This window comes from Pseudomonas sp. GB2N2 (genome assembly GCF_054897705.1).
This window is the reverse complement of the sequence record NZ_CM142701.1, coordinates 1,825,606-1,847,639: the sequence shown is the minus strand read 5'-3', so window position 1 is coordinate 1,847,639 and position 22,034 is coordinate 1,825,606. Positions and strand designations below refer to the sequence as shown.

The 22,034-nt window shown below is 58.8% G+C and carries 18 protein-coding genes; 10 read left to right on the top strand and 8 right to left on the bottom strand.

Going from position 1 to position 22,034, the window contains the following annotated elements; translation table 11 throughout:
* The first annotated feature begins 142 nt into the window (after nucleotides 1–142).
* The 3 genes from ACYZT4_RS08315 (at nucleotide 143) to ACYZT4_RS08305 (ending at nucleotide 3,469) form a co-directional block, all read left to right on the top strand.
* Nucleotides 143–1,426: a Zn-dependent hydrolase gene (locus ACYZT4_RS08315; protein WP_461986836.1), complete on the top strand. Its 1,284-nt coding sequence runs from the start codon at nucleotides 143–145 to the stop codon at nucleotides 1,424–1,426.
* Nucleotides 1,427–1,548: 122 nt separating this feature from the next.
* Entirely contained in the window at nucleotides 1,549–3,045 is a 1,497-nt protein-coding gene (locus ACYZT4_RS08310) for a helix-turn-helix transcriptional regulator (protein WP_461986834.1), read from the top strand.
* A gap of 172 nt (nucleotides 3,046–3,217) precedes the next feature.
* Complete coding sequence (locus ACYZT4_RS08305) at nucleotides 3,218–3,469, top strand: DUF1652 domain-containing protein (RefSeq protein WP_461986833.1); 252 nt, start codon at nucleotides 3,218–3,220, stop codon at nucleotides 3,467–3,469.
* A gap of 419 nt (nucleotides 3,470–3,888) precedes the next feature.
* Here ACYZT4_RS08305 and ACYZT4_RS08300 read toward each other — a convergent pair whose 3' ends face one another.
* From ACYZT4_RS08300 to ACYZT4_RS08285, 4 genes are all read right to left on the bottom strand, one after another.
* Nucleotides 3,889–4,656, bottom strand: coding sequence for an SDR family oxidoreductase (locus ACYZT4_RS08300; RefSeq protein ID WP_461986831.1), 768 nt, complete (start codon nucleotides 4,654–4,656; stop codon nucleotides 3,889–3,891).
* 38 nt (nucleotides 4,657–4,694) lie between these two features.
* Nucleotides 4,695–5,762, bottom strand: coding sequence for a phosphotransferase family protein (locus ACYZT4_RS08295; RefSeq protein ID WP_461986829.1), 1,068 nt, complete (start codon nucleotides 5,760–5,762; stop codon nucleotides 4,695–4,697).
* Nucleotides 5,763–5,905: 143 nt separating this feature from the next.
* Complete coding sequence (locus ACYZT4_RS08290; protein WP_461986827.1) at nucleotides 5,906–6,871, bottom strand: 2-hydroxyacid dehydrogenase; 966 nt, start codon at nucleotides 6,869–6,871, stop codon at nucleotides 5,906–5,908.
* Between the two features lie 112 nt (nucleotides 6,872–6,983).
* Nucleotides 6,984–7,568, bottom strand: a complete 585-nt coding sequence (locus tag ACYZT4_RS08285) for a TetR/AcrR family transcriptional regulator (RefSeq protein WP_461986825.1) — start codon at nucleotides 7,566–7,568, stop codon at nucleotides 6,984–6,986.
* A 420-nt stretch (nucleotides 7,569–7,988) separates the two neighbouring features.
* Here ACYZT4_RS08285 and ACYZT4_RS08280 point away from each other — a divergent pair, with 420 nt between their 5' ends.
* Together ACYZT4_RS08280 and ACYZT4_RS08275 are read left to right on the top strand one after the other, a co-directional pair.
* Nucleotides 7,989–9,269 carry a serine/threonine transporter gene (locus tag ACYZT4_RS08280; RefSeq protein WP_461986823.1) on the top strand — a complete coding sequence of 427 codons (1,281 nt, stop codon included), beginning with the start codon at nucleotides 7,989–7,991 and terminating at the stop codon, nucleotides 9,267–9,269.
* A 96-nt stretch (nucleotides 9,270–9,365) separates the two neighbouring features.
* On the top strand, nucleotides 9,366–11,027 hold the full coding sequence (locus ACYZT4_RS08275) for a SulP family inorganic anion transporter (protein ID WP_461986821.1): 1,662 nt from the start codon (nucleotides 9,366–9,368) through the stop codon (nucleotides 11,025–11,027).
* Between the two features lie 171 nt (nucleotides 11,028–11,198).
* Here ACYZT4_RS08275 and acnB read toward each other — a convergent pair whose 3' ends face one another.
* Complete coding sequence (acnB, locus tag ACYZT4_RS08270; RefSeq protein ID WP_461988603.1) at nucleotides 11,199–13,808, bottom strand: bifunctional aconitate hydratase 2/2-methylisocitrate dehydratase; 2,610 nt, start codon at nucleotides 13,806–13,808, stop codon at nucleotides 11,199–11,201.
* A 409-nt stretch (nucleotides 13,809–14,217) separates the two neighbouring features.
* Between acnB and ACYZT4_RS08265 the strand changes: the two genes are divergently transcribed.
* A complete protein-coding gene (locus tag ACYZT4_RS08265) occupies nucleotides 14,218–14,688 on the top strand; it encodes a DUF1289 domain-containing protein (RefSeq protein WP_461986820.1) in 471 nt (156 codons plus the stop codon).
* Between the two features lie 57 nt (nucleotides 14,689–14,745).
* Here the strand turns inward: ACYZT4_RS08265 and ACYZT4_RS08260 are convergent, their stop codons facing one another.
* On the bottom strand, nucleotides 14,746–15,609 hold the full coding sequence (locus ACYZT4_RS08260) for a universal stress protein (RefSeq protein ID WP_461986818.1): 864 nt from the start codon (nucleotides 15,607–15,609) through the stop codon (nucleotides 14,746–14,748).
* Between the two features lie 171 nt (nucleotides 15,610–15,780).
* On the opposite strand from ACYZT4_RS08260, the gene ACYZT4_RS08255 reads away from it, so the two are divergent.
* Nucleotides 15,781–16,398: a MiaE family protein gene (locus ACYZT4_RS08255; RefSeq protein WP_461986816.1), complete on the top strand. Its 618-nt coding sequence runs from the start codon at nucleotides 15,781–15,783 to the stop codon at nucleotides 16,396–16,398.
* A gap of 58 nt (nucleotides 16,399–16,456) precedes the next feature.
* On the opposite strand, the gene ACYZT4_RS08250 is transcribed toward ACYZT4_RS08255, so the two are convergent.
* Together ACYZT4_RS08250 and ACYZT4_RS08245 are read right to left on the bottom strand one after the other, a co-directional pair.
* Nucleotides 16,457–18,037: a trypsin-like serine protease gene (locus tag ACYZT4_RS08250; protein WP_461986815.1), complete on the bottom strand. Its 1,581-nt coding sequence runs from the start codon at nucleotides 18,035–18,037 to the stop codon at nucleotides 16,457–16,459.
* A gap of 195 nt (nucleotides 18,038–18,232) precedes the next feature.
* Complete coding sequence (locus ACYZT4_RS08245) at nucleotides 18,233–18,634, bottom strand: PaaI family thioesterase (protein WP_461986813.1); 402 nt, start codon at nucleotides 18,632–18,634, stop codon at nucleotides 18,233–18,235.
* Between the two features lie 192 nt (nucleotides 18,635–18,826).
* Here ACYZT4_RS08245 and ACYZT4_RS08240 point away from each other — a divergent pair, with 192 nt between their 5' ends.
* From ACYZT4_RS08240 to ACYZT4_RS08230, 3 genes are all read left to right on the top strand, one after another.
* The gene (locus ACYZT4_RS08240; RefSeq protein WP_461986811.1) at nucleotides 18,827–19,711 is read left to right on the top strand and encodes a LysR substrate-binding domain-containing protein; all 885 of its coding nucleotides are present in this window, start codon (nucleotides 18,827–18,829) and stop codon (nucleotides 19,709–19,711) included.
* 100 nt (nucleotides 19,712–19,811) lie between these two features.
* The gene (gene aguA, locus ACYZT4_RS08235; protein ID WP_461986809.1) at nucleotides 19,812–20,921 is read left to right on the top strand and encodes an agmatine deiminase; all 1,110 of its coding nucleotides are present in this window, start codon (nucleotides 19,812–19,814) and stop codon (nucleotides 20,919–20,921) included.
* A 2-nt stretch (nucleotides 20,922–20,923) separates the two neighbouring features.
* Nucleotides 20,924–22,021 (top strand): extracellular solute-binding protein, encoded by a 1,098-nt coding sequence (locus tag ACYZT4_RS08230; protein ID WP_461986808.1) that lies wholly within the window; start codon nucleotides 20,924–20,926, stop codon nucleotides 22,019–22,021.
* Nucleotides 22,022–22,034 lie beyond the last annotated feature (13 nt).

The following is a 22,034-nucleotide window of genomic DNA, read 5'->3' as shown; positions in this document are numbered from 1 at the left end:
CGGATGGCCCCATCGCGAGCAGGCTCGCTCCCACATTTTGAAATGCGTTCCCCTGTGGGAGCGAGCCTGCTCGCGATGGCGGCCATAAATGCACCAAGGAACTGCCTGAAGAAACCTATAACAATTGCCTGAGGAGATCACCATGAACGCGGCTACAGACGTTCTGCAATCCACCCATCAGCACATCAACCGCGACCGCCTCTGGCAGTCGCTCATGGAACTCGCCAGGCTCGGTGCCACGGTCAAGGGCGGCGTCTGTCGCCTGGCCCTGACTGACCTCGATCGTCAGGCCCGGGACCTCTTCGTCAAATGGTGCGAGGAGGCCGGTTGTACCGTCAGCATCGATGCTGTGGGCAACATCTTCGCCCGCCGTCCCGGGCGCAACCCGAGCCTGCCACCGGTCATGACGGGCAGTCACATCGACACCCAACCCACCGGAGGAAAATTCGACGGCTGCTTCGGCGTGCTCGCCGGCGTCGAAGTGCTGCGCACCCTCAACGACCTTGGCGTGGAAACCGAAGCGCCGCTGGAAGTGGTGGTCTGGACCAACGAAGAAGGCTCGCGTTTCCCGCCGTGCATGATGGGTTCCGGCGTGTTCGCGGAAAAATTCACCCTCGAAGACACCCTCGCCAAGGTCGACGCCGAAGGCATTAGCGTCGGTGAAGCGCTGAACGCCATCGGCTACGCCGGCCCGCGTAAAGTCAGCGGCCACGCCGTCGGCGCCTATTTCGAGGCGCACATCGAACAAGGCCCGATCCTCGAAGACGAACGCAAAACCATAGGCGTGGTCATGGGCGCCCTCGGCCAGAAATGGTTCGACCTGAAACTGCGCGGCGTCGAAGCTCACGCCGGCCCGACCCCGATGCACCTGCGCAAGGACGCGCTGGTCGGCGCTGCCGTGATCGTCGGCGCCGTCAACCGCGCCGCCCACGGCCATCAACCTCACGCCTGCGGCACCGTCGGTTGCCTGCAAGCCTATCCCGGCTCACGCAACGTCATCCCCGGCGAAGTGCGCATGACCCTCGACTTCCGTCACCTGGAACCCGCACGCCTGGATTCGATGATCGCCGAAGTCCGCGCCGTCATTGAATCCACCTGCGAAGAACACCGCCTGACCTTCGAACTGACACCCACCGCCGACTTCCCGCCGCTGTATTTTGAAAAGGGCTGCGTAGACGCCGTCCGCAGCGCAGCACAAGGCCTCGGTTTGTCACACATGGACATCGTCAGCGGGGCAGGGCACGACGCAATCTTCCTCGCCGAACTCGGCCCGGCCGGCATGATCTTTGTTCCGTGCGAAGGCGGCATCAGTCACAACGAAATCGAAAACGCCGCGCCGGATGATTTGGCGGCCGGGTGTGCGGTGTTGTTAAGGGCGATGCTGGCGGCGTCGGCGACGATTGCCAGCGGGCAATTGGCTGCCTGAAAATCTGGAGGAGCGAGCTTGCTCCTACCGTGAGTCTCTTTGTGCCGCACTATCCCGACGGCCCGCGGTCGTAATCTTCACAAAGCGCCACGCAAGGGCGCGACCGAAATCGTGGAGAGCCAATGAGCCAGGACGTCCTGACCACCGAGACCAACCGTCACCAGTTGCAGCAGATCATCGCGGGCCTCTCCGACGGGGTGATCCTGTTGGAACTCGATCAAACCATTCTCTGGGCCAACGAAGCCGCGCTGGCCATGCACGGTGTCAGCCAGCTCGGCGATCTGGGCGCCAATGCCAAGGAATATGCGCAGCGGTTTACGTTGCGCTATCGCAACAATCATCCGGTCCCGGTCGACAATTACCCGATCAATCGCGTGGCCCGCGGCGAGGCATTCAGCGATGTGTTGGTGGAAGTGACGCCTGCGGACGACGAAGAGCGTACCTGGGTCCACAACGTACGCAGCATGGTCCTGACTAATGGCGCCGGTGTAGCCGAGTCGCTGGTGGTGATCATGGACGATGTCACCGAGTGGGCCAGTGCCGAGCAGCGTTTCGAAAGGACCTTTAACGCCAACCCCGCGCCTGCGGTCATCTGCCGTCTCAGCGATTTGCGTTACATCAAGGTTAACGCCGGTTTTCTGGAAATGTCCGGCTATACCCGCGATCAGGTTATCGGCGTTTCCACCTATGAACTGGACATTCTCGAAGGCGCTGAAAAGAAAGACCTGGCGATTGAGCGTTTGCGCGAACACGCCACCATTCCGCAAATGCAGGCTGAGCTGAAATTGGCAGAAGGCGGCAGCAAGCAAGTGATCGTCGCCGGCCAACCCCTTGAACTCAACGATGAAGACTGCATGCTGTTTTCGTTCGTCGACATGGAACCACGGCACAAGGCTGAAGTGGCCCTGCGTCAAAGCGAAGAACGGTTCGCCAAGGCTTTTCGCCTGACCCCGGTGCCCACCCTGGTGTGTGGCGCGAGCGATCAGATCGTGATCGACGTCAACGAAGCCTTCCTCGATACCCTGGCGTACCCCAGCGAGGAAGTGCTGGGCAAGACCTTGGCCGAAATCGATTTCATCCAGGATAAAAACGCGCGCACCCGGCTGCTTGCCGCGTTGGAGAAGGCCGGCAGCCTGGATCGCATTGATGTGCGCCTGCGCAAAAAAGACAGCGAGTTGATCGACTGCGCGATTTCCGCCGACACCGTGAACATCCAGGAAAATCCCTGTTACCTGCTGGTGTTGATGGACATCACCGAGCGCAAACGGACCGAGCTGGAGTTGGTCTCGGCCATTGAAGAAGTGATGAAAGATGCTTCATGGTTCAGCCGCACGCTGATCGAAAAACTCGCTAATGTTAAAAGCGTCAATTCGCCGAAGTTGCCCAGTGTGTCGTTCACCGACCTCACTGCCCGGGAACGCGATGTGCTGGGTTTGATTTGCGAAGGCCTGGCCGACAAGGAAATCGCTGCACGCTTGAAGCTGGCGCCCAATACCGTGCGCAATCACGTTGCAACGGTGTACTCCAAACTCGATGTGCACAGCCGCAGCGAGGCAATCGTCTGGGCGCGCGAACGAGGATTGTTTTCCAGCGAACGCCGAACGACAACTCAGCGTTAAGGTGCAAATGCACTAGTTGAGGCGGTGCAAATTCATGTTTTGGTCGGGTGGTTTGGTTCTTAGGCTGTAAAGGTGCGACACGAGTCTTAGTGTCACCTCGAAACAACCAAAGGAACATGTCCATGATCACGTGCACACCGCACTGGTTCACGCAACACCCAGGTAAGTCGCAATGATTTCCTTGGCGCACTTGCGCCTGCAACTGGAGCGCAGTTTTCCACCGCTGGCGTGTGAATGCACGCTCTCGGGTGACCACTCGTTGACGGTCAAGCTCTACCACCCCGTGTCCGGTCAGGTGGACTTGGTGGTCAGCGGCCTGAGTGTCACAACACTTGGCAACCCGGAGGCCTTGCAAGCGCTGGTCGAAGAACTCCGCTACGAACTCGAGAGCAATACATTGAGCCGTCCTGGCGCGATCGTGTAGGCGCGGACGGCCGACTGAGCCGTAACAAATACGAAACTAATCTATCCGTGGCGGGTCGCTAATAAATGGCGGCAACGTTGTTGTCGCTGAAACCTGTCGATCACCTGCCACGGGTCAGCCTATGAACAGTCTTGGGAAACGCGTTTTATTGCCAGTGTCGTTCGCCTTATGCGCAGCCATTCTCGGCGGCTGCGCCAGTCCTCCACCGCCGCCACCCTTGGCTCCGCCGCCTATGCCCCAGCGCACCTGTGAAACGACCGAACAGACTGATGTCACCGGTGAAGCCAGGGCGGAAGGGCAGGTGACGAGAGAGGCGACGTTGACTCGGTGCATTACGCAATAATCTGCATTACATTGCGGACGTGCTTTTGTAGGAGCAATCTCGCTCCTACAGTGAGTCAGTGAACCGAAAGTGTCGGTCAGGACAGGAAGCCCCCATCCACATTCAACGACACGCCTGTCGTGTAGCTCGAAGCATCACTTGCCAGATACAACACCGCCCCCGCCATTTCACTTGGATCCGCCACGCGTTTGAGCGGAATCTGCGCCAGTGCCGTCTTCAAGATCGCTTCGTTCTTCACCAGCGCCGAAGCAAACTTGGTATCGGTCAACCCAGGCAACAGTGCATTGCAACGAATCCCGAACTGCGCGCATTCCTTGGCGAACACCTTGGTCATATTGATCACGGCGGCCTTGGTCACCGAGTAGATGCCCTGGAAGATCCCCGGCGAGATGCCGTTGATCGACGCCACGTTGATGATGCTGCCGCCACCGTTGTCGCGCATCAACTTACCCGCTTCGACCGACATGAAGAAGTAACCGCGGATGTTCACATCGACGGTTTTCTGGAAGGCGCTGAGGTCGGTGTCCAATACGTTGCAGAACTGCGGGTTGGTTGCCGCGTTGTTGACCAGGATGTCGAGGCGGCCGAACTGTTCGCGGATGCCGGCGAAGACTTGGCTGATCTGTTCCATCTCACCGATGTGACAAGCGACCGCGGTGGCTTTACCGCCGGCGGCGATGATGGCGTCGGCGACGTGTTGGCAGCCTTCGAGTTTGCGGCTCGAGACGATGACGTGGGCGCCTTGCTGGGCCAAGAGTTTGGCGATGGCTTCACCGATGCCACGGCTGGCGCCGGAGACGAAAGCGATCTTGCCGTCGAGGTCGAACAACTGGGTCTTGGACATGGGATTCCCTTATGAGAGGTCTTATTGGATGGCCTGGATCAGAGGCTGGATTTCTGGATGACCTGCAGGCTCATCTGCTCCAGCAATTTGTTCATGTGAATGAACTGTGCGAAGCGTTTGTCCTGGGTCTGGCCATGGAAGAAGCGGTAGTAGATCTGCTGCACAATGCCGGCGAGGCGGAACAGGCCGTAGGTGTAGTAGAAGTCGAAATTGTCGATCCGGATGCCCGAGCGCTCGGCGTAGTAGTCGACGAATTCACGACGCGTCAGCATGCCCGGCGCGTGGCTCGGCTGGCGGCGCATCAGTTGCACCGGCGCCGGGTCGTCGGCTTCGATCCAGTAGGCGAGGGTATTGCCCAGGTCCATCAGCGGGTCGCCGAGCGTGGTGAGTTCCCAGTCGAGCACACCGATGATCTGCATCGGGTTATTCGGGTCCAGGATCACGTTGTCGAAGCGATAGTCGTTGTGGACGATGCTTGAGGTCGGGTGATCCGTGGGCATCTTGTCGTTGAGCCAGGCTTTCACCACGTCCCACTGCGGGGCGTCCGGGGTCAGGGCTTTTTCGTAACGGTCGCTCCAGCCTTTGATCTGCCGCGCGACGTAACCTTCAGGCTTGCCGAGATCGCCAAGGCCATAGGCGTTGTAGTCGACCCGGTGTAGCTCAACGAATTTGTCGATGAAGCTTTTGCACAAGGCTTCGGTTTTTGCTGAATCCAGGCCCAATTCCGGCGGCAGTTCCGAGCGCAGGATGATCCCGTTGACCCGTTCCATCACATAGAATTCGGCGCCGATCACTGACTCGTCGGTGCAGTGCACGTAGGCCCTCGGGCAATACGGAAAACCGTCGCGCAGCTGATTGAGGATGCGAAATTCGCGACCCATGTCATGGGCGGACTTGGCCTTGTGGCCGAAGGGAGGTCGACGCAGGACGAATTCCTGTTCGGGGTATTCCAGCAAGTAAGTGAGGTTCGACGCACCACCGGGAAACTGGCTGATGTGCGGCGAGCCACTGATGCCCGGAATGTGCGCCTTGAGGTACGGATCGATCAGGCTGGCATCGAGTTCTTCGCCGGTGCGGATACGGGTGGACTGATCAGTAAGCGCCATGCTTATCCCTTCTGCTTATTCTGGAGACCTGAAACTATTGGCTAATCTAATGCGCGCACCGGGCACCGACAACCACGATAGGCCCTTATAGGTGAGCGTGTTGCCGGGCAATCATTGCATTTGATACAGCTGTTTGAATTGTCCTACAGCGCGGCTTTGTCCAGGGCTGTCGGCAGGGTGATAGGAGTCAGCACCGGTTCCCCGGAAAAGAACGCCATCAGGTTGCGCCCGACCAGCTCGACGGTGCCGCGAGTCGCCTCAGGGGACAGGCCCGCGACGTGCGGCGTGAGAATCACGTTGCCCAGGGATTTCAGTGCGTCTGGCACCTGAGGTTCATGATCGAAGACGTCCAGTCCCGCGCCGGCAATGCGTCGTTGCTCCAGGGCGGAGATCAAGTCGGCCGTCACCACCACGCTGGCGCGGGCGATGTTGATGAGAAAGCCGTGGGGGCCCAGCGCATCCAGCACTGATTTGTTGATCAGGCTGCGGGTGCCGAGTCCGCCGGGAGTGGCCACCACCAGGAAGTCCGATGCGCGGGCCAGTTCGGTGGGCGTCGAGCAGAAGGTGTACGGCACGTCGCTGCGATGCTGGCGGTTGTGGTAACTGACCGTCATGTCGAAACCGTTGGCCGCGCGTTTGGCGATGGCCATGCCAACGGCCCCGAGGCCGAGGATGCCCAGGCGTTTGCCGGCGAGGGAAGGGCGCATGATCTTCGGCCACTCGCCCCGGCGGACGGCGGCGTCGCAGCGCGAAATGTCCCGGACCAGTGAAAGCAGCATCGCCATCGCGTGGTCCGCCACAGAAGAAGCATTGACGCCCGCGCCGTTGGTGACGGTGATGCCGCGGTCGGCGGCGGCTTGCAGGTCGACGTGTTCGTAACCGGCGCCAATCACGCAAATAATCTTAAGCGAAGGCAACGCGGCTATTTCGTTTTCGTACAAACCCAGTGGCCCGCGCGTCAGGACCGCGTCAATCCGCGCGCCATGGTTGGCAATGGCCGCGGCGCGCTCGGCGGGGGTCGGCGCCAGGATCAGGTGAAAACCCTGATGTTCCAGAATCGGCAGGTAATCATTAATGGTTTCAACCAATACCAAAACGGTTGCGGGCATGCTGGGCTCCTGTGACTCGAATATCCCTAGAAATTGCTGACTTCGGCATGCATTGGCAACGACCAAAATTCGCAGCACCGCCAGATGATCATAGCGGAACAGGAGCGAGAGGTTATGACACTGTGAGAAAGGTGCGCGCGGCCTCCAGAATTTCATCGGACAGGGCGTCACCCCGGGTGGCGCGGGCCAACGTCAGCGCGCCGACCATCAGCGAATATTGCACCAACGCCTGCTGTCGATCGCGGGTTTCATCGCCGGTGTCCATCAACGTGCCGAGCGTGCCAAGCAAGGCGTCGAGACCATTCACGAAGGTCTGGCGGATGCCACTGTCGGCGGCTTCGTGGCACATGTCTCCGGCAAACGCCGCGACCGGGCAGCTGTCGCCCGGGTTGTCGCGGCTGGCAGCCGACAGATAAGGAGTGATCAAGGCCTGGCGCGCGGCGCGCTTGTCTTCGTTGGCGGCGATCCAGCCTTTCCAGCGCTCTGACGATTGCTGAAATGCTCGCGCACTGGCTTCTTGCGCCAAGGCTTCCTTGGACTCGAAATGGCCATAAAAACCGCCATGAGTCAGGCCTGCTGCCGCCATGACGTCGATGACGCTAATGCCGTGCAACCCCCGTTCACGAAACAGCCGCGTGGCGGCGTCGACGATGATTTCGCGGTTGAGGTCGGCTTGCTTGCGGGAAACACGGGGCATTTTGGCGGCTCACAAAAATGAACAGGTGGAGATCAGAGGGCGTACTAAGCGATACCGTTGCCGAACGACCAGTTCTCTTTTTTCACTTCGACCAGATTATAGATGTCGGTCATCCTAAAATACATGATGACAAACCTTTATCAAGTCAAATGTGTTTCTCTGTAGGGGCGAGCTTGCTTGCGATGGCGTGTCAGCTGACGCAGTTATGCCGGTTGGATCATCGCGAGCAGGCTCGCTCCTACAGGGGGTGGTGTTGTCCATTAATGACCGATCCGCACCACCATTCCTCAGCCAAGCCTTTGCTTCTGTTCATTAATCCCGGACAATCGCGCCCCTGTTTCGGGCAGGGCGCTGCCTGTCGGATATTTCCGACTCGCCCTGACCGGGTAGCAACTGACCGGAATGCGGAGATCCCACCGGATGAATGATCAGGCCAATAGCGTCAACGAACGCTACGTAGCGGCGAAACCTGTCAGCCTTGAAAGCTGGAATCGTCATGACACCACCTGGATGCTGGGACTGTTTGGCACGGCCATCGGCGCCGGCACCCTGTTTTTGCCGATCAACGCAGGCCTAGGCGGTTTCTGGCCGTTGCTCATTCTGGCGCTGCTGGCATTTCCCATGACGTTTTACGCGCACCGTGGCCTGACCCGCTTCGTGTTGTCCGGCCGTGAAGGCGCGGACATTACTGAAGTGGTGGAAGAACACTTCGGCATCAAGGCCGGCGCGCTGATCACCTTGCTGTACTTCTTCGCGATCTTCCCGATCCTGCTGATCTACAGCGTGGCCCTGACCAATACTGTGGGCAGTTTCCTCGAACATCAAATGCACATCATGCCGCCACCGCGCGCCGTGCTGTCGTTGGTGCTGATCCTCGGTCTGCTGGCCGTCGTACGTTGCGGCGAGCAGGCGATCATCAAGGCCATGAGCCTGATGGTTTATCCGTTTATCGTCGCGTTGCTGTTTCTCGCCGTGTTCCTCATTCCGCACTGGAACGGTGGCATCCTCAGCACCGCGTCAACGCTGCCGGAACCGTCGGCGCTGCTGCACACGTTGTGGCTGGCGATTCCGGTGATGGTGTTCTCGTTCAACCACTCGCCGATCATCTCGGCGTTCGCCGTGGACCAGAAGCGCCGCTACGGTGATCACGCCGAAGAGCGCAGCTCGCAGATCCTGTCCCGCGCTCACGTACTGATGGTGGTGATGGTGCTGTTCTTCGTGTTCAGCTGCGTGCTGACCCTTTCGCCAGCGCAACTGGCGGAAGCAAAGGCGCAGAACCTGTCGATCCTGTCGTACCTGGCCAACCACTTCAGTAATCCGACCATTGCGTTTGCGGCGCCATTGATTGCGTTCGTGGCCATTTCCAAGTCGTTTCTGGGTCACTACATTGGTGCCAGCGAAGGGTTGAAAGGCCTGGTGATGAAGAGCGGCAAGCGTCCTGCACCGAAGACGCTGGATCGTCTGACCGCAGCGTTCATGCTGGTGGTGTGCTGGATTGTGGCGACGCTGAACCCGAGCATCCTCGGCATGATCGAAACCCTCGGCGGCCCGATCATCGCGGCCATTCTGTTTTTGATGCCGATGTATGCGATTCGCAAAGTTCCGGCGATGGCGCGTTTCCGTGGCCAGGCGTCCAACGTCTTTGTGACGGCGGTGGGCCTGGTGGCGATCTCGGCGTTGATCTATTCGTTGAGTGCCTGATTCCTGCTGGTGATCGTTCCCACGCACTCCGCAGGATAAACGGCTATGCTGCCGCCGCATCGGCGCGACGCAGAGCGCTTTATCTGGAGAGGCTTTATGGCTCGTGCCCCTGGCGCATCGGCGCAAACCCGTGCCGATGTGCCAAACCGCTGGCTCGATGTGCTGGCGGGCCTTTCGATTGCAGGTTTGTTGCTGCCCGAGGCGGTCGCCTATTCCAGCATTGCCGCGTTGCCGCCACAGGCCGGGGTGATTGCGTTATTTGCCGGGCTGCTGTGCTACGGATTGTTCGGCACCAGCCGTTTCGCCATCGTTTCCGCGACCTCTTCGTCAGCCGCCGTGCTCGCCGCCGCCACCGCCACGCTGGCCAATGGCGATTCGGCCTTGCGCATGACCCTGGCGATCGGCCTGGTGCTGGTCACCGGTGGTTTCTTCCTGTTGGCGGGGTTGTTCAAACTTGGCAGCGTCACTTCATTTATCGCCAAACCGGTGCTGCGCGGCTTTGCGTTGGGGCTGGCCCTGACCATCATCCTCAAGCAAGTGGCGAGCATCGTCGACGTGCACCTTAGTACCGGCAACCTTATCCGTTTCCTCCCGCAACTGCTGGAGCAATGGCCGCAGTGGAATAAGGTCGGGGCATTGGTCGCGGCAGTGGCGCTGCTGGTGTTGTGGCTATGTTCGCGGGTCAGGCGTTTGCCCGGCGGTTTACTGGTCGTAGCGCTGGGCATCGCGGCGGGCCAATGGCTGCACCTGCCGGCCTACGGGGTCAAGCTGATCGGCGTTATCGACCTGAGCCTCGAAGTGCCGCATCTGCCGGTATTGCCATTCGCCGATTGGTTGCGCCTGGGTGAACTGGCGTTCGCCATGGTGATGATTCTGTACGCCGAGTCCTACGGCTCGATCAGTTCGTTCGCGCTAAAACACGGCGACCGCGTGTCTTCCAACCGCGACTTGCTGGCCCTCGGTGCTTCCAATCTTTTATCTGGCCTGTTCCATGGCATGCCGGCAGGCGCCGGTTATTCGGCGACCTCGGCCAATGAAGCGGCGGGCGCGGGTTCGCGTCTTTCCGGAGCGGTAGCGGCGGGCGTCGTGCTGCTCATTGTGCTGACGCTGTTGCCGTGGATCGCCCTGACGCCCGAACCGGTGCTGGCCGCCATCGTCATTCATGCCTTGGCCCGGGGCCTGAGCTTGCAACCGTTGGGCCGGTATTTCATTTGGCGCCGCGACCGCCTGCTGGTGATCTGCGCGGTGGTGGCAGTGCTGGTGCTGGGTGTGCTGGACGGTTTGCTGCTGGCGGTGGCGATCAGCGTGGTGCTGATGCTCAAGCAGATGTCATCGGCGGATATCCAGGTATTGGGGCAACTGAGCGGCAGCCATGATTTTGTCGACGTGCACCGTCATCCCGACGCTCAGGCAATTCCCGGGGTGTTGATTGTGCGGCCCAGCGAGGCGCTGTTTTTCGCCAATGTCGAACGCATTCTGGGCGGTGCACTGCGTCTGGCCCGACACGCGGAACCGCCGGTGCACACGATTATTCTCAGCCTCGAAGAATCGCCGGATCTGGACGGCACCAGCATCGAAGCGCTGGAAGCGTTCTTTTTGCAGGTGCGGGCCGAGGATAAGTTGCTGATTCTGGCGCGGCTCAAGCATGAGGCGAAAGCGGTACTGTCGATATTGCCGACGCAGGAGCTGGAGCAGGTGGTGCTCAGTGGGTTGAGTGTCGATGGTGCGGTCCAACAGGCCCTCAAGCCGTACACATGACCCCGGTAGGAGTGAGCCTGCTCGCGATGGCGGTGTGTCAGTCAACATTTTGCGGAATGACACACCGCCATCGCGAGCAGGCTCACTCCTACAGGGGATGATGCAAACCTTTCGGGCATAAAAAACGCCGCTCATCTCGCGATGGGCGGCGTTTTTTACAGCGTTGTAACGTTAGGCTTGAACGACCGGAATGTTGGCGTTCGCAGCAGCTTCACGGAACTCGGCGATCTGGTCGAAGGACAGGTAGCGGTAAACATCGGCCGCCATGCTGTCGATCTTTCCAGCGTATTCCATGTACTCCTCGACGGTCGGCAGGCGACCCAGGATGGACGCAACGGACGCCAATTCAGCCGAGGCCAGGTAAACGTTCGCGCCGTCACCCAGACGGTTCGGGAAGTTACGGGTCGATGTCGACACCACGGTGGAGTTCGGTTCTACGCGTGCCTGGTTACCCATGCACAGCGAGCAGCCCGGCATTTCCATGCGTGCGCCAGCCTTGCCGTAGATGCCGTAGTAGCCTTCTTCGGTCAACTGGTGAGCGTCCATTTTGGTCGGCGGCGACAGCCACAGACGGGTTGGAAGCTGACCTTTGACCTGATCCAGCAGTTTACCGGCAGCGCGGAAGTGACCGATGTTGGTCATGCACGAACCGATGAACACTTCGTCGATCTTCTCGCCAGCAACGCTGGACAGCAGACGGGCATCGTCCGGATCGTTCGGCGCGCAGAGCACAGGCTCCTTGATGTCAGCCAGGTCGATTTCGATGACTTCAGCGTATTCGGCGTCAGCATCGGCAACCATCAACTCAGGGTTGGCAACCCAGGCTTCCATCGCTTGAGCACGACGTTCCAGAGTACGTGCATCGCCGTAGCCTTCGCCGATCATCCAGCGCAGCAGGGTGATGTTGGAGTTCAAGTACTCGGTGATCGAGTCCTTCGACAGCTTGATGGTGCAACCGGCAGCCGAACGTTCGGCCGAGGCGTCGGACAGCTCGAAAGCCTGTTCGATGCTCAGGTTGTCCAGGCCTTCGATTTCCAGGATGCGGCCGGAGAAGGCGTTCTTCTTGCCTTTCTTCTCGACGGTCAGCAGACCAGCCTGAATCGCGAAGTAAGGAATGGCGTGAACCAAGTCACGCAGGGTAACGCCCGGCTGCATTTTGCCTTTGAAGCGCACCAGGATCGATTCCGGCATGTCCAGCGGCATAACGCCGGTGGCTGCAGCAAACGCAACCAGACCGGAACCGGCCGGGAACGAAATGCCCATCGGAAAGCGGGTGTGCGAGTCACCACCAGTACCGACGGTGTCCGGCAGCAGCATGCGGTTCAGCCAGCTGTGGATGATGCCGTCGCCCGGACGCAGGGAAACGCCGCCGCGGGTCATGATGAAGTCTGGCAGGGTGTGGTGGGTGGTCACGTCGATCGGCTTTGGATAAGCCGCGGTGTGGCAGAAGGACTGCATTACCAGATCGGTCGAGAAGCCCAGGCACGCCAGGTCTTTCAGTTCATCACGGGTCATCGGACCGGTGGTGTCCTGGGAACCGACGGTGGTCATTTTCGGTTCGCAGTAGGTGCCAGGACGCACACCTTTGCCTTCCGGCAGACCGCAAGCCTTGCCGACCATTTTCTGTGCCAGGGTGTAGCCCTTGCCGGTGTCGACAGGTGCTTCCGGCAGTTTGAACAGATCGGTAGGACCCAGGCCCAGTTCGGCACGCGCCTTGTCGGTCAGGCCACGGCCGATGATCAGCGGGATACGGCCGCCAGCACGGACTTCGTCCAACAGCACCGGGGTCTTCATTTCGAAGGTGGTCAAGACTTCGTCAGTGCCGTGTTTGCAGACTTTGCCAGCATGCGGGTACAGGTCGATCACGTCGCCCATGTGCATGTTGGAAACGTCGAATTCGATCGGCAGTGCGCCGGCATCTTCCATGGTGTTGTAGAAGATCGGCGCGATCTTGCTGCCGAAGCAGAAACCGCCAGCACGCTTGTTCGGCACGTTGGGCACGTCGTCGCCGAAGAACCACAGCACCGAGTTGGTGGCCGATTTACGCGACGAACCGGTACCGACCACGTCACCAACGTAGGCAATAGGGAAGCCTTGGCCGCGCATTTCTTCGATCTGCTTCATCGGGCCGGTAACGCCCTGAACATCGGGCACGATGCCTTCGCGGGCCATTTTCAGCATAGCGAGGGCGTGCAGCGGGATGTCCGGACGGGACCAGGCGTCTGGGGCAGGGGACAGGTCGTCGGTGTTGGTTTCGCCTGTGACCTTGAACACGCGCAGGCTGATCTTGTCGGCCAAGGTCGGACGGTTGCGGAACCACTCGCCGTCAGCCCAGGACTGGATCACGCCTTTGGCATGTTCGTTGCCGTTTTTGGCTTTTTCAGCGACGTCGTGGAACGCATCGAACATCAGCAGGGTGTGCTTCAGTTGAGCGGCAGCGACAGGGGCCAGTTCGGCGCTGTCGAGCAGGTCAACCAGCGTCACGATGTTATAGCCACCCTGCATGGTGCCGAGCAGTTCAACCGCGCGCTTTTTGTCGATCAGAGGGGAAGTCGCTTCGCCTTTGGCCAAGGCTGACAGGAAGCCGGCCTTTACATAGGCTGCTTCGTCCACGCCAGGCGGAATGCGATTGGTGATCAGGTCAACGAGGAACGCTTCTTCGCCAGCCGGGGGATTCTTCAGCAGCTCGACCAGGCCTGCAGTTTGTTCGGCGTTAAGCGGCTGGGGAACGATACCCAGTGCTGCACGCTCTTCGATATGTTTGCGGTAGGCTTCAAGCACAGTTATTACCCTCATCAGTGGTCCCAAATGGGTGTCCGGGACGCTCATCCCGAAATTGCCGTACTCATGCGCTGCGTGGCGTTGTGGGCCACTTAGCCAGAATTACCGACAATTCCTTACAGAAGCTGCTTTCAAAGTTTTACGCCTGCAGAACGGGGGAGCTGATGAGGGTTGGCGTTGGGCTTTTCCCCGCTGGAAAAACCCTTCGCCAACACCGCTCTGTAGGAACGACTGTGCTCGTGACGCTTTGAAAACAGCTTCTAACGGACATTGGCGCCTTAAAAGGCTGGCTGATTCTACGGCAAAAAAAAATTAAAGGTAAGTTAGCCCCTCAATTTTGAGGGGTGATGAATGTTAGACAAAGGGCTAACATGCCGGCCTGTTCTGTTTTTCCGTGTTTTGCCTACCTATGCCCAATCAGACCATCAAAACCCCCTGCGTCGGCCTTTGCTCCACCGTTTACGGTGACCTGGTCTGCCGTGGCTGCAAGCGTTTTCACCATGAAGTGATCAACTGGAACGGCTACAACGAGGAGGAGAAGCGCGCGGTGTGGCTGCGCCTTGAGCAACTGCTGTCTCAGGTGATGGCCAGTAAACTGGAGGTTTTTGATCCCCAGCGCCTGCGTCTGCAGCTGGAACAACGCAAGATTCGCTTCGTGCCGCATCAGTCGGAATATTGCTGGGCGTACCAGTTGATCGCCCGGGGTGCGCGGGTGATCAACAACCTCGAGGCGTACGGGATGGTGCTGATGCCGGAGTTTCGCGACTGGACCCTGCCAGAGCTGCGGGATGCGATTGATCGGGAGTTCTTTTTGTTGTCTGAGGCGCATTACCAGCGGTACATCGCACCGGGGTTCCTCAAGGATGCGTTCGTCGGCTGAATCTTCAAAGGATTGCCGGCGAGCCGGCGATGGCGATCTACCCGCCACTGCAAAATTTCAATGCTGCGTAACGATCTCCTCCAGATGATCCATGATCGTATCCGGCTTCAGCACCAGCACATCGCTCTCCACCGCATCCAGCACCACCTCCGCCGTATTCCCGATCAGCGCGCCCGACAACCCGGACCGCGCCACCGTGCCGATCACTGTCACTGCCACCCCCAGCTTGTGCACCAGAAACGGAATCAACACATCCGCCGGGCCTTCCTCGATATGCAGGTGCTCGTCATCGATATCGAATTCCGCCTGAAACGCCTTGCACTGTTCGCGATAGCGCGCCTCGATGGTTGCACTGAGCTGCAGGGTCGGATCAGAGGATGACAGCATCGGCGACGGATGAGCGCTGATCACGTGCAACTGAGCCTTGGCCAGGCTGGCGATGTCGTAGCCGTGATCGACAATGGTGGCATGCAAGGTGCGGTGCTCACCGTCGGTATTACCGACGTCAATTGCCGCCAGAATGACCCCGCCGGTCCACGGTTTCGAGGTTTTCACCAGCAGCACCGGCGTCGGGCAAAAGCGCAACAGCTTCCAGTCCGCCGGGGTCAGCAGGGCCTTTTTCAACGGACTGTCGGGGAAGTGCTGTTTGATCACCAGCCCGCAACCTTCCGCTTGCTGCACGTCAACGATGGTTTCGTGCAGGCTTTCGTTCCACGCCTGCTCGGTGGTGACGCTATAGCCATCCTCAAGCAGCGCAGCCTTGAGCACGCCAAGCATGCCGCTGTGGTCATGCTTGCGGTCGCACACCAGCAGATGCAGGTGCGCCTGCGTCACGCCGGCGATCAGCTTGGCCCGTTTGAGCGCCAGGCTTTCCGAGTGTTCGGGTTCGATGACCACCAGAATGCTGCGAATGGCTTGCATGATCGGGATCTCCAGAAAGTAAAAAACGCTGCGCGGGACAACGGATAACTATAGTAGTTGCTGGTCGCGCATCCGTGACTTGATACATATCAACGTTCGCGACTGGTGGTCTGGCGCCGGGCCGGTATAATCGGCGCCCTTCGTTTTGAACCTCCTATGTCCGTGAGCCCCATGATCCTTCCCGAAATTCACCAGTTTCTCGGTTGCCGTACCCCTGACGGCTGGGTCCGGGCCGCACTGGCCGATCAGGAAACGTTGCTGATCGACCACAAGAACTGCGAATTCAAGGCTGCCAGCACGGCGTTAAGCCTGATCGCCAAGTACCACTCCCATGTCGATTTGATCAACCTGATGTCGCGTCTGGCCCGGGAAGAACTGGTGCACCACGAACAGGTCATGCGCCTGATGAAAAAGCGCAAGATCGAGCTGCGTCAGCTGTCCGCCGGCCGTTACGCCTCGGGCCTGCGCAAAGTGGTGCGCAGTCACGAGCCGGTCAAACTGGTGGATACGCTGGTGGTCGGCGCGTTCATCGAGGCCCGCAGCTGCGAGCGTTTCGAGGCACTCGTGCCGCATCTGGAAGAAGAACTCGGCAAGTTCTACTTCGGTTTGCTGAAAAGCGAGGCGCGGCATTTCCAGGGCTACCTGAAACTGGCTTACCAATACGGTGACGCCAAGGACATTGCCGTGGTGATCGACCGGGTGCGCGAAGCCGAGCAGGAATTGATTGAATCACCGGACGTGGAGTTTCGCTTTCACAGCGGTGTGCCGATGCTGACGTCGAAGGCCTGACTGAGCGAAAACACCCCCGCCAATCTCCGTCAGATTAGCGGGGTATACGATCAACTCTTCAACGGCTCATTCTGCCTTCTTTGTTGAAATGGAAAGTAAGCGCGTTTTTCGAAACGCGGTGACTTAAATCGACGTTTTTAACGCACATCGTGAACGGAAAGTCTTTGGTGTTGATTGGCGCTTCATACGACGTGTGTACATAGTCTTTTTTGTCCACGTTGCTACAGTCTGTCTCTTTGAACGGGCCCTTGTAATAACGAATGGCAAGATTTGCAGGAAGATTCTGACTGAATTGCAGGGCAAGACTTCCGTCGTTGTAAATGCGGTAATTAGGGTTCAGTGGTAACGCGACAAGCGTTCTTTCTATCAGTTGGGTTGGGAGGATTAAAGTGCCTTTCAAGTGCTCGGTAGTCAGTGCCTGTTCCGCAGTATCGACACCTGTAACGCACAGAAAATAGAGCCCTGTCTCTCGAGGTATTGGTGATTTGATAGTTGCATCGGTTGCGTCTTCGATGTTGCTGTAACCAACAGGCAGGCCGCAATGTGCAGGATCTCGGGTGGCTTTAAACCTGTAGTAAGGTGTGTTTAAAGAAAACGTGGCCCTTGCAGTGAGTGGCTTGTCTTCGAACGGCATTGCAGTGTATCGGGAATAATTATCCAGGTCAGTAACTTCGAAAGAACGTCCAAGCGTGCATGCATTTGAGGTGTTCGTGAAAACACCGTCACTGAAACAGCTCGATAAAAAGCTGACAGAGTGGCCATAGCGTGTTTGCGGTGTCCATACGGGCTGGCCATCTTTGACTTCACACGGAGCGAAATCAAAACATTGTCGTTCACTCGTCGAATTGTAGGTGTCCATCGACAGCACGCTAAGAAGCGTGCCGCTGTCGCGATCAACCACGGGGGCACCTGACGAGGAATAGTCTGCAGCCCCACAGCTATTTTTCAGTGTGTTGAGGTAAAGCTCGTCTACCCCCGCAAGGACTGCCCCCCCTGTAGACTCCTGAGTACACGCCTGCACGCGTAGTCCTGTGTTCTGCGTGCTTGTTCTCGTACCGAAAACAAGCACGTTGTTTAGTGCATCTGTAGATTGTGGTACCAACTTGAGTGGCGTTATTCCGTCTTCCAGCAATGTCGAAAGAGGAACCTGTAACTCTATAATCGCGAGGTCAGTATTGTCGCGGTTTTCCCAGGTCGTCGTGCGAATTGTGTAGCTCTTGAAGTCGAGATTGGTGTCACTGAAATAGTTGAATGTTACGGTTCTAGATATGGGCTGTGGCTGAAGCAGATGGGGAATACCTGATACGCAGTTTCCTGCAGTGAGCACATACGCAGGGCCTACTGCGTTATTATTCTGGTCCCGTGTGTCCAGCAGGCTGGCGGTGCAATTTGCATTGTCTCCCCAGAAAATTTGTCCGATTCCATTCCACTGCTGGTTTTCTTTATTTTTATTATTCAACAGCGTTGACCCCGCCCCGTCAATGGCGAGCGTTCCAAAGCTCAATGCAGACGTTGATAATAATAATGTTCCGATTAGTAAAGATGAAGTTGCCAGTCGTGTATTTTTCATAACCATTCCTTGGTTGAGTTCGGGCGTTTCGGAGTCATTAAGTAAGGTGCGCCCGGCGTGATCCGACATTAGAATCTTCGCCTGATATCAGCAAGTTATTAAATAGCGAGTATCGGGCTTAATGGTTTCGGTCTATTGCGGCACGTTTATGAACACAACGGTGCAATCCTGTAAAAACTTCAAAATCCAAGCGCTCGAACATTTGCGATTTGTCCGAACACTTCAACTTGATGGCGGCGCGAATCCCTACAGGTTGCATGCCCGTCACGCCTGGATCGGTACCAGAATCGCATCGCCGGTGGCGACCCGCTTCAATTGATCGCCGTTCTGCGCGAACAGTTCGGCGCGGGCGAACACCTGCTTCTTGCCGGCCTTTATCACTCGTCCTCGGACGATGAACACTTCACCGACGGCGGGTGCCAGGCAATTCACCGAAAAGTGTGATGCCAACACATTGCCTGCGACGGTTCCGGCGGCAAATCCACAGGCGGTGTCGAGCAGCGCGCCAATCAGGCCGGCGTGCAGGAAACCGGCGTATTGCGCCATGTCGGCTTCGCGAAAATCCATGGATAACTCGACTTCGCCGCTTTCGGCTCGAGTGATTTCGAACCCGGCCCAGCGATTGAAGGCGGATGTAGAGTTGATCAGTTTGAGTGCTTCGAGCATGGCGAATCCTCCGAATTGAAGGACCAACATGCGCCGGGTTTGGGGGGATGTCATGGTGGATAAAGGGCGGTGATGGGCCTGAGACTTTGTGGTGAATCCACAGGCTTGCCCGCGAAGAACGATGACGCGGGCCTACTGGACGCCCACCAAAGTCCGGGTCAGCATGCCCACCTCGCACTCAGGATAAAACCCATGCGCCGCCTACCGTCCCTCGCCGCACTCAAAACCTTCGAATGCGCCGCCCGCCACGCTCATTTCGGCCGGGCAGCCGCGGAGTTGTGCGTCACCGACAGCGCAGTCAGTCACCAGATCCGTCAGCTCGAAGAACAGTTGGGTGTGTCGCTGTTCATCCGCGAAGGCCGGCAAATCCGCCCGACAATCGCCGCCGGACGCCTGATGCAAAGCCTGCAACAAGCCTTCGAGCTGATCGGTGAGGCGTGCGATGAACTGCGCGATCCCGCATCGCTGGCGGTGTTGCGCCTGGCGGTGACTGCCGAACTCGCGCAAAAGTGGTTGATGAGCCGCCTCGCTGATTTTTACGCGCGCTACCCGCACGTCACCTTGCACCTGTACGAACAGCCCATCGACGCCACCGCGCCGGGGGAAGACATCGACCTCTCGATCACCTACGGCACTGGCCCGGTGGACAGCAGTGCGTATTTCGTCCGGCCATTGCCGGCGTTGCAATTCTTCCCGGTATGCAGCCCCGGCCTGTTCAATCAGGGCACGCTGAAAACCCCCAAGGATTTGGCGCGCCACTGCCTGCTGCACGACGATCAGGACGGCAAGACCTGGACCGCATGGCTCACCAGTCATGCCGGTGATCAGCGTCCGCAACGGCAACTGTATTTCGCCCACGCCGGTCTGGCGCTGGAAGCTGCGGCGCAAGGGCAGGGTGTAGCGATGGGCGATAACTTGACGGCGCAGGAAGATTTACTCAGTGGTCGACTGGTCCGGCCGTTTACCTCAAGCATGACTGCGTTGGGCCAATACGCGCTGGTGTGCGAACGGGTACGTCTGGAACGTCCGGCCGTGGCGCAAATGCTCGAATGGTTCAACGATCAGTGGCTCGATTGATGAGTGTAATTCAAGTATTCCGCAATTTTCATCGTTGGCGAGGAGGGCGTCGACGCCCTTAGCCTGTGGTCATTCCAATCCCCGTTGATGAGGTTTGACCATGGCACGTTTGCTCGATTCCACTCCAAAGCAAGACGGCTTCCGCCTGCCCGGCGAATTCGAGAACAAGTCCGGTTGCTGGCTCGGCTGGCCAGAGCGCACCGACGTCTGGCGTAACGGCGCCAAGCCTGCGCAGAAAGTCTGGGTGCAGATCGTCACCGCCATTTCCCACAGCGAACCGGTCACCGTGTGCGCCTCCGCGGCGCAGTTCGCCACGGCCCGCCGGCAGTTGCCGCCGCAAGTGCGCGTAGTGGAAATGACCTGCAACGACACCTGGTTCCGCGACAGTGGCCCGTGCTTTGTGGTCAACGATGCCAGCAACGAAGTGCGCGGCGTCGATTTCGAGTTCAACGCCTACGGCGGCCTCGACGGTGGCTTGTACTACCCGTGGGACAAGGACGACCAGATTGCCAGCAAAATCCTCGAAATCGAACGCTTCGACCGTTACCGCGCGCCGCTGATCGCCGAGCTTGGCGGTATCCAGAGCGACGGCCAGGGCAGCATTCTCACCACCGAACAATGCCTGCTCAACCGCAATCGCAACCAGCACCTTGGCAAGGACGAAGTCGCCCGCCGACTGACCGATTACCTCGGTGCCGAGCAGATCATCTGGCTGCCGCGCGGTTGCAAGTTCGATGAAACCGACGGCCATGTCGACGACCTCGCGTGCTTCGTGCGCCCCGGTGAAGTAGTGCTGCAATGGACCGACAACCGTGATGACCCGCAATGGGAAATCTACCAGGAAGCCTACGACATTCTGCGCAGCACCCGCGACAGCCGTGGCCGCGCGCTGATTGTGCACAAATTGCCGCAACCCGACGTTTTAGAATGGACCGCTGAAGAAGCCGAAGGCCTCGACCAGCAGGACAGCACGCACACCCGTCAGGCTGGAACGAAAATTTGCGCCTCGTACATCAATTACTACGCCGGCAATACCTCGATCGTCGTGCCGCTTTTCGGCGACCGCAATGATCAGGTGGCGCTGGCGACACTCGCCGAACTGTTCCCGCAGCACACAATCGTCGGCATCGAAAACTCCCGGGAAATCCTTCTCGGCGGCGGCAACGTCGCCTGCATCACCATGCCGCAATACGCTGGCAAAGGAGTGTGAACATGCGCCTGCACAAACTGACCCAAGCGGTATTGCTGGTGCTTGCACCCTGGTGTGTGCAGGCCGCCGACAGCGCCAAACCGGTGGTAAACCTGTACATCTGGGGTGAGTACCTGGCCCCGGATACCCTGACCAATTTCGAGAAAAAAACCGGCATTCATGTGGTCGCCGATCACTTCGACTCCCTGGAAACTGTCGAGACCAAACTGCTCACCGGTCGCAGTGGCTACGACCTGGTGCTGACGGCGGGGCAGCACCTGTCGCGGGCGATCCAGAGCGGCGCGATCCAGACTTTGAACCCGCAGCGGCTGCCGCACTTCGCCGGGGTCGGTGATGAATTCCGCCAGCACATGGCCGTATTCGATCCGGGCAATCGTTACGCCGGGATTTATGCCTGGGGGACGACGGGCGTGGGCTTTCAGCAGGAGGCAGTCAGCAAGCGCTTGCCGGAGGCGCCCACCGACAGTTGGGCGATGTTGTTCGACCCGGCGGTGGTGGCGAATTTTGCCGATTGCGGCGTGAGTCTGCTCAACGATCCCAACGAGGTGTTCGCTGCGGTGATGAAATACATGGGGCTGGACATCAACCGACAGAACCTTGATGACCTGAAACTCGCCGAGCAACAGTTGGCGAAGATCCGGCCGTACATCCGCTACTTCGACAATGACCTGAACATCAGCGACCTGGCGAATGGCAACACCTGTGTGGCGATGTCGTGGAACGGTAACGTGGCCATCGCCGCGGGTCAGGCAGAGGCGGCGAAAAAACCCTACACGCTGAACTATCGGATTCCGAGGGAGGGCACGCTGATCTGGTTTGACGCCATGGTCATTCCCAAGGATGCACCGCATCCCGAGGCGGGTCTGGCGTTGATGGACTATTTGATGACGCCGGAGGTCATAGCGCCGATCACCGACACCATTCACTACGCCAATGCGATCACGGCAGCGGATGACTTGATTGACCCGGCGATCCGCAATGATCCGGGGACGTATCCGACGGCGCAGGTGCGGGCTTCGTTGTATAGCAAGAATGACAACGGCAAGGTGTTTAACCGGGCGCTGATTCGGGCGTTCAGTCGGTTGAAATCCGGGTTGTGACAGGTTCTGGGTG

Excerpts from the sequence above, each read along its gene's own strand:
- ACYZT4_RS08315 (WP_461986836.1), top strand. The coding sequence starts at position 143 with ATGAACGCGGCTACAGACGTTCTGCAATCCACCCATCAGCACATCAAC.
- ACYZT4_RS08310 (WP_461986834.1), top strand. The coding sequence starts at position 1,549 with ATGAGCCAGGACGTCCTGACCACCGAGACCAACCGTCACCAGTTGCAG.
- ACYZT4_RS08305 (WP_461986833.1), top strand. The coding sequence starts at position 3,218 with ATGATTTCCTTGGCGCACTTGCGCCTGCAACTGGAGCGCAGTTTTCCA.
- ACYZT4_RS08300 (WP_461986831.1), bottom strand. The coding sequence starts at position 4,656 with ATGTCCAAGACCCAGTTGTTCGACCTCGACGGCAAGATCGCTTTCGTC.
- ACYZT4_RS08295 (WP_461986829.1), bottom strand. The coding sequence starts at position 5,762 with ATGGCGCTTACTGATCAGTCCACCCGTATCCGCACCGGCGAAGAACTC.
- ACYZT4_RS08290 (WP_461986827.1), bottom strand. The coding sequence starts at position 6,871 with ATGCCCGCAACCGTTTTGGTATTGGTTGAAACCATTAATGATTACCTG.
- ACYZT4_RS08285 (WP_461986825.1), bottom strand. The coding sequence starts at position 7,568 with ATGCCCCGTGTTTCCCGCAAGCAAGCCGACCTCAACCGCGAAATCATC.
- ACYZT4_RS08280 (WP_461986823.1), top strand. The coding sequence starts at position 7,989 with ATGAATGATCAGGCCAATAGCGTCAACGAACGCTACGTAGCGGCGAAA.
- ACYZT4_RS08275 (WP_461986821.1), top strand. The coding sequence starts at position 9,366 with ATGGCTCGTGCCCCTGGCGCATCGGCGCAAACCCGTGCCGATGTGCCA.
- ACYZT4_RS08265 (WP_461986820.1), top strand. The coding sequence starts at position 14,218 with ATGCCCAATCAGACCATCAAAACCCCCTGCGTCGGCCTTTGCTCCACC.
- ACYZT4_RS08260 (WP_461986818.1), bottom strand. The coding sequence starts at position 15,609 with ATGCAAGCCATTCGCAGCATTCTGGTGGTCATCGAACCCGAACACTCG.
- ACYZT4_RS08255 (WP_461986816.1), top strand. The coding sequence starts at position 15,781 with ATGATCCTTCCCGAAATTCACCAGTTTCTCGGTTGCCGTACCCCTGAC.
- ACYZT4_RS08250 (WP_461986815.1), bottom strand. The coding sequence starts at position 18,037 with ATGTCGGATCACGCCGGGCGCACCTTACTTAATGACTCCGAAACGCCC.
- ACYZT4_RS08245 (WP_461986813.1), bottom strand. The coding sequence starts at position 18,634 with ATGCTCGAAGCACTCAAACTGATCAACTCTACATCCGCCTTCAATCGC.
- ACYZT4_RS08240 (WP_461986811.1), top strand. The coding sequence starts at position 18,827 with ATGCGCCGCCTACCGTCCCTCGCCGCACTCAAAACCTTCGAATGCGCC.
- aguA (WP_461986809.1), top strand. The coding sequence starts at position 19,812 with ATGGCACGTTTGCTCGATTCCACTCCAAAGCAAGACGGCTTCCGCCTG.
- ACYZT4_RS08230 (WP_461986808.1), top strand. The coding sequence starts at position 20,924 with ATGCGCCTGCACAAACTGACCCAAGCGGTATTGCTGGTGCTTGCACCC.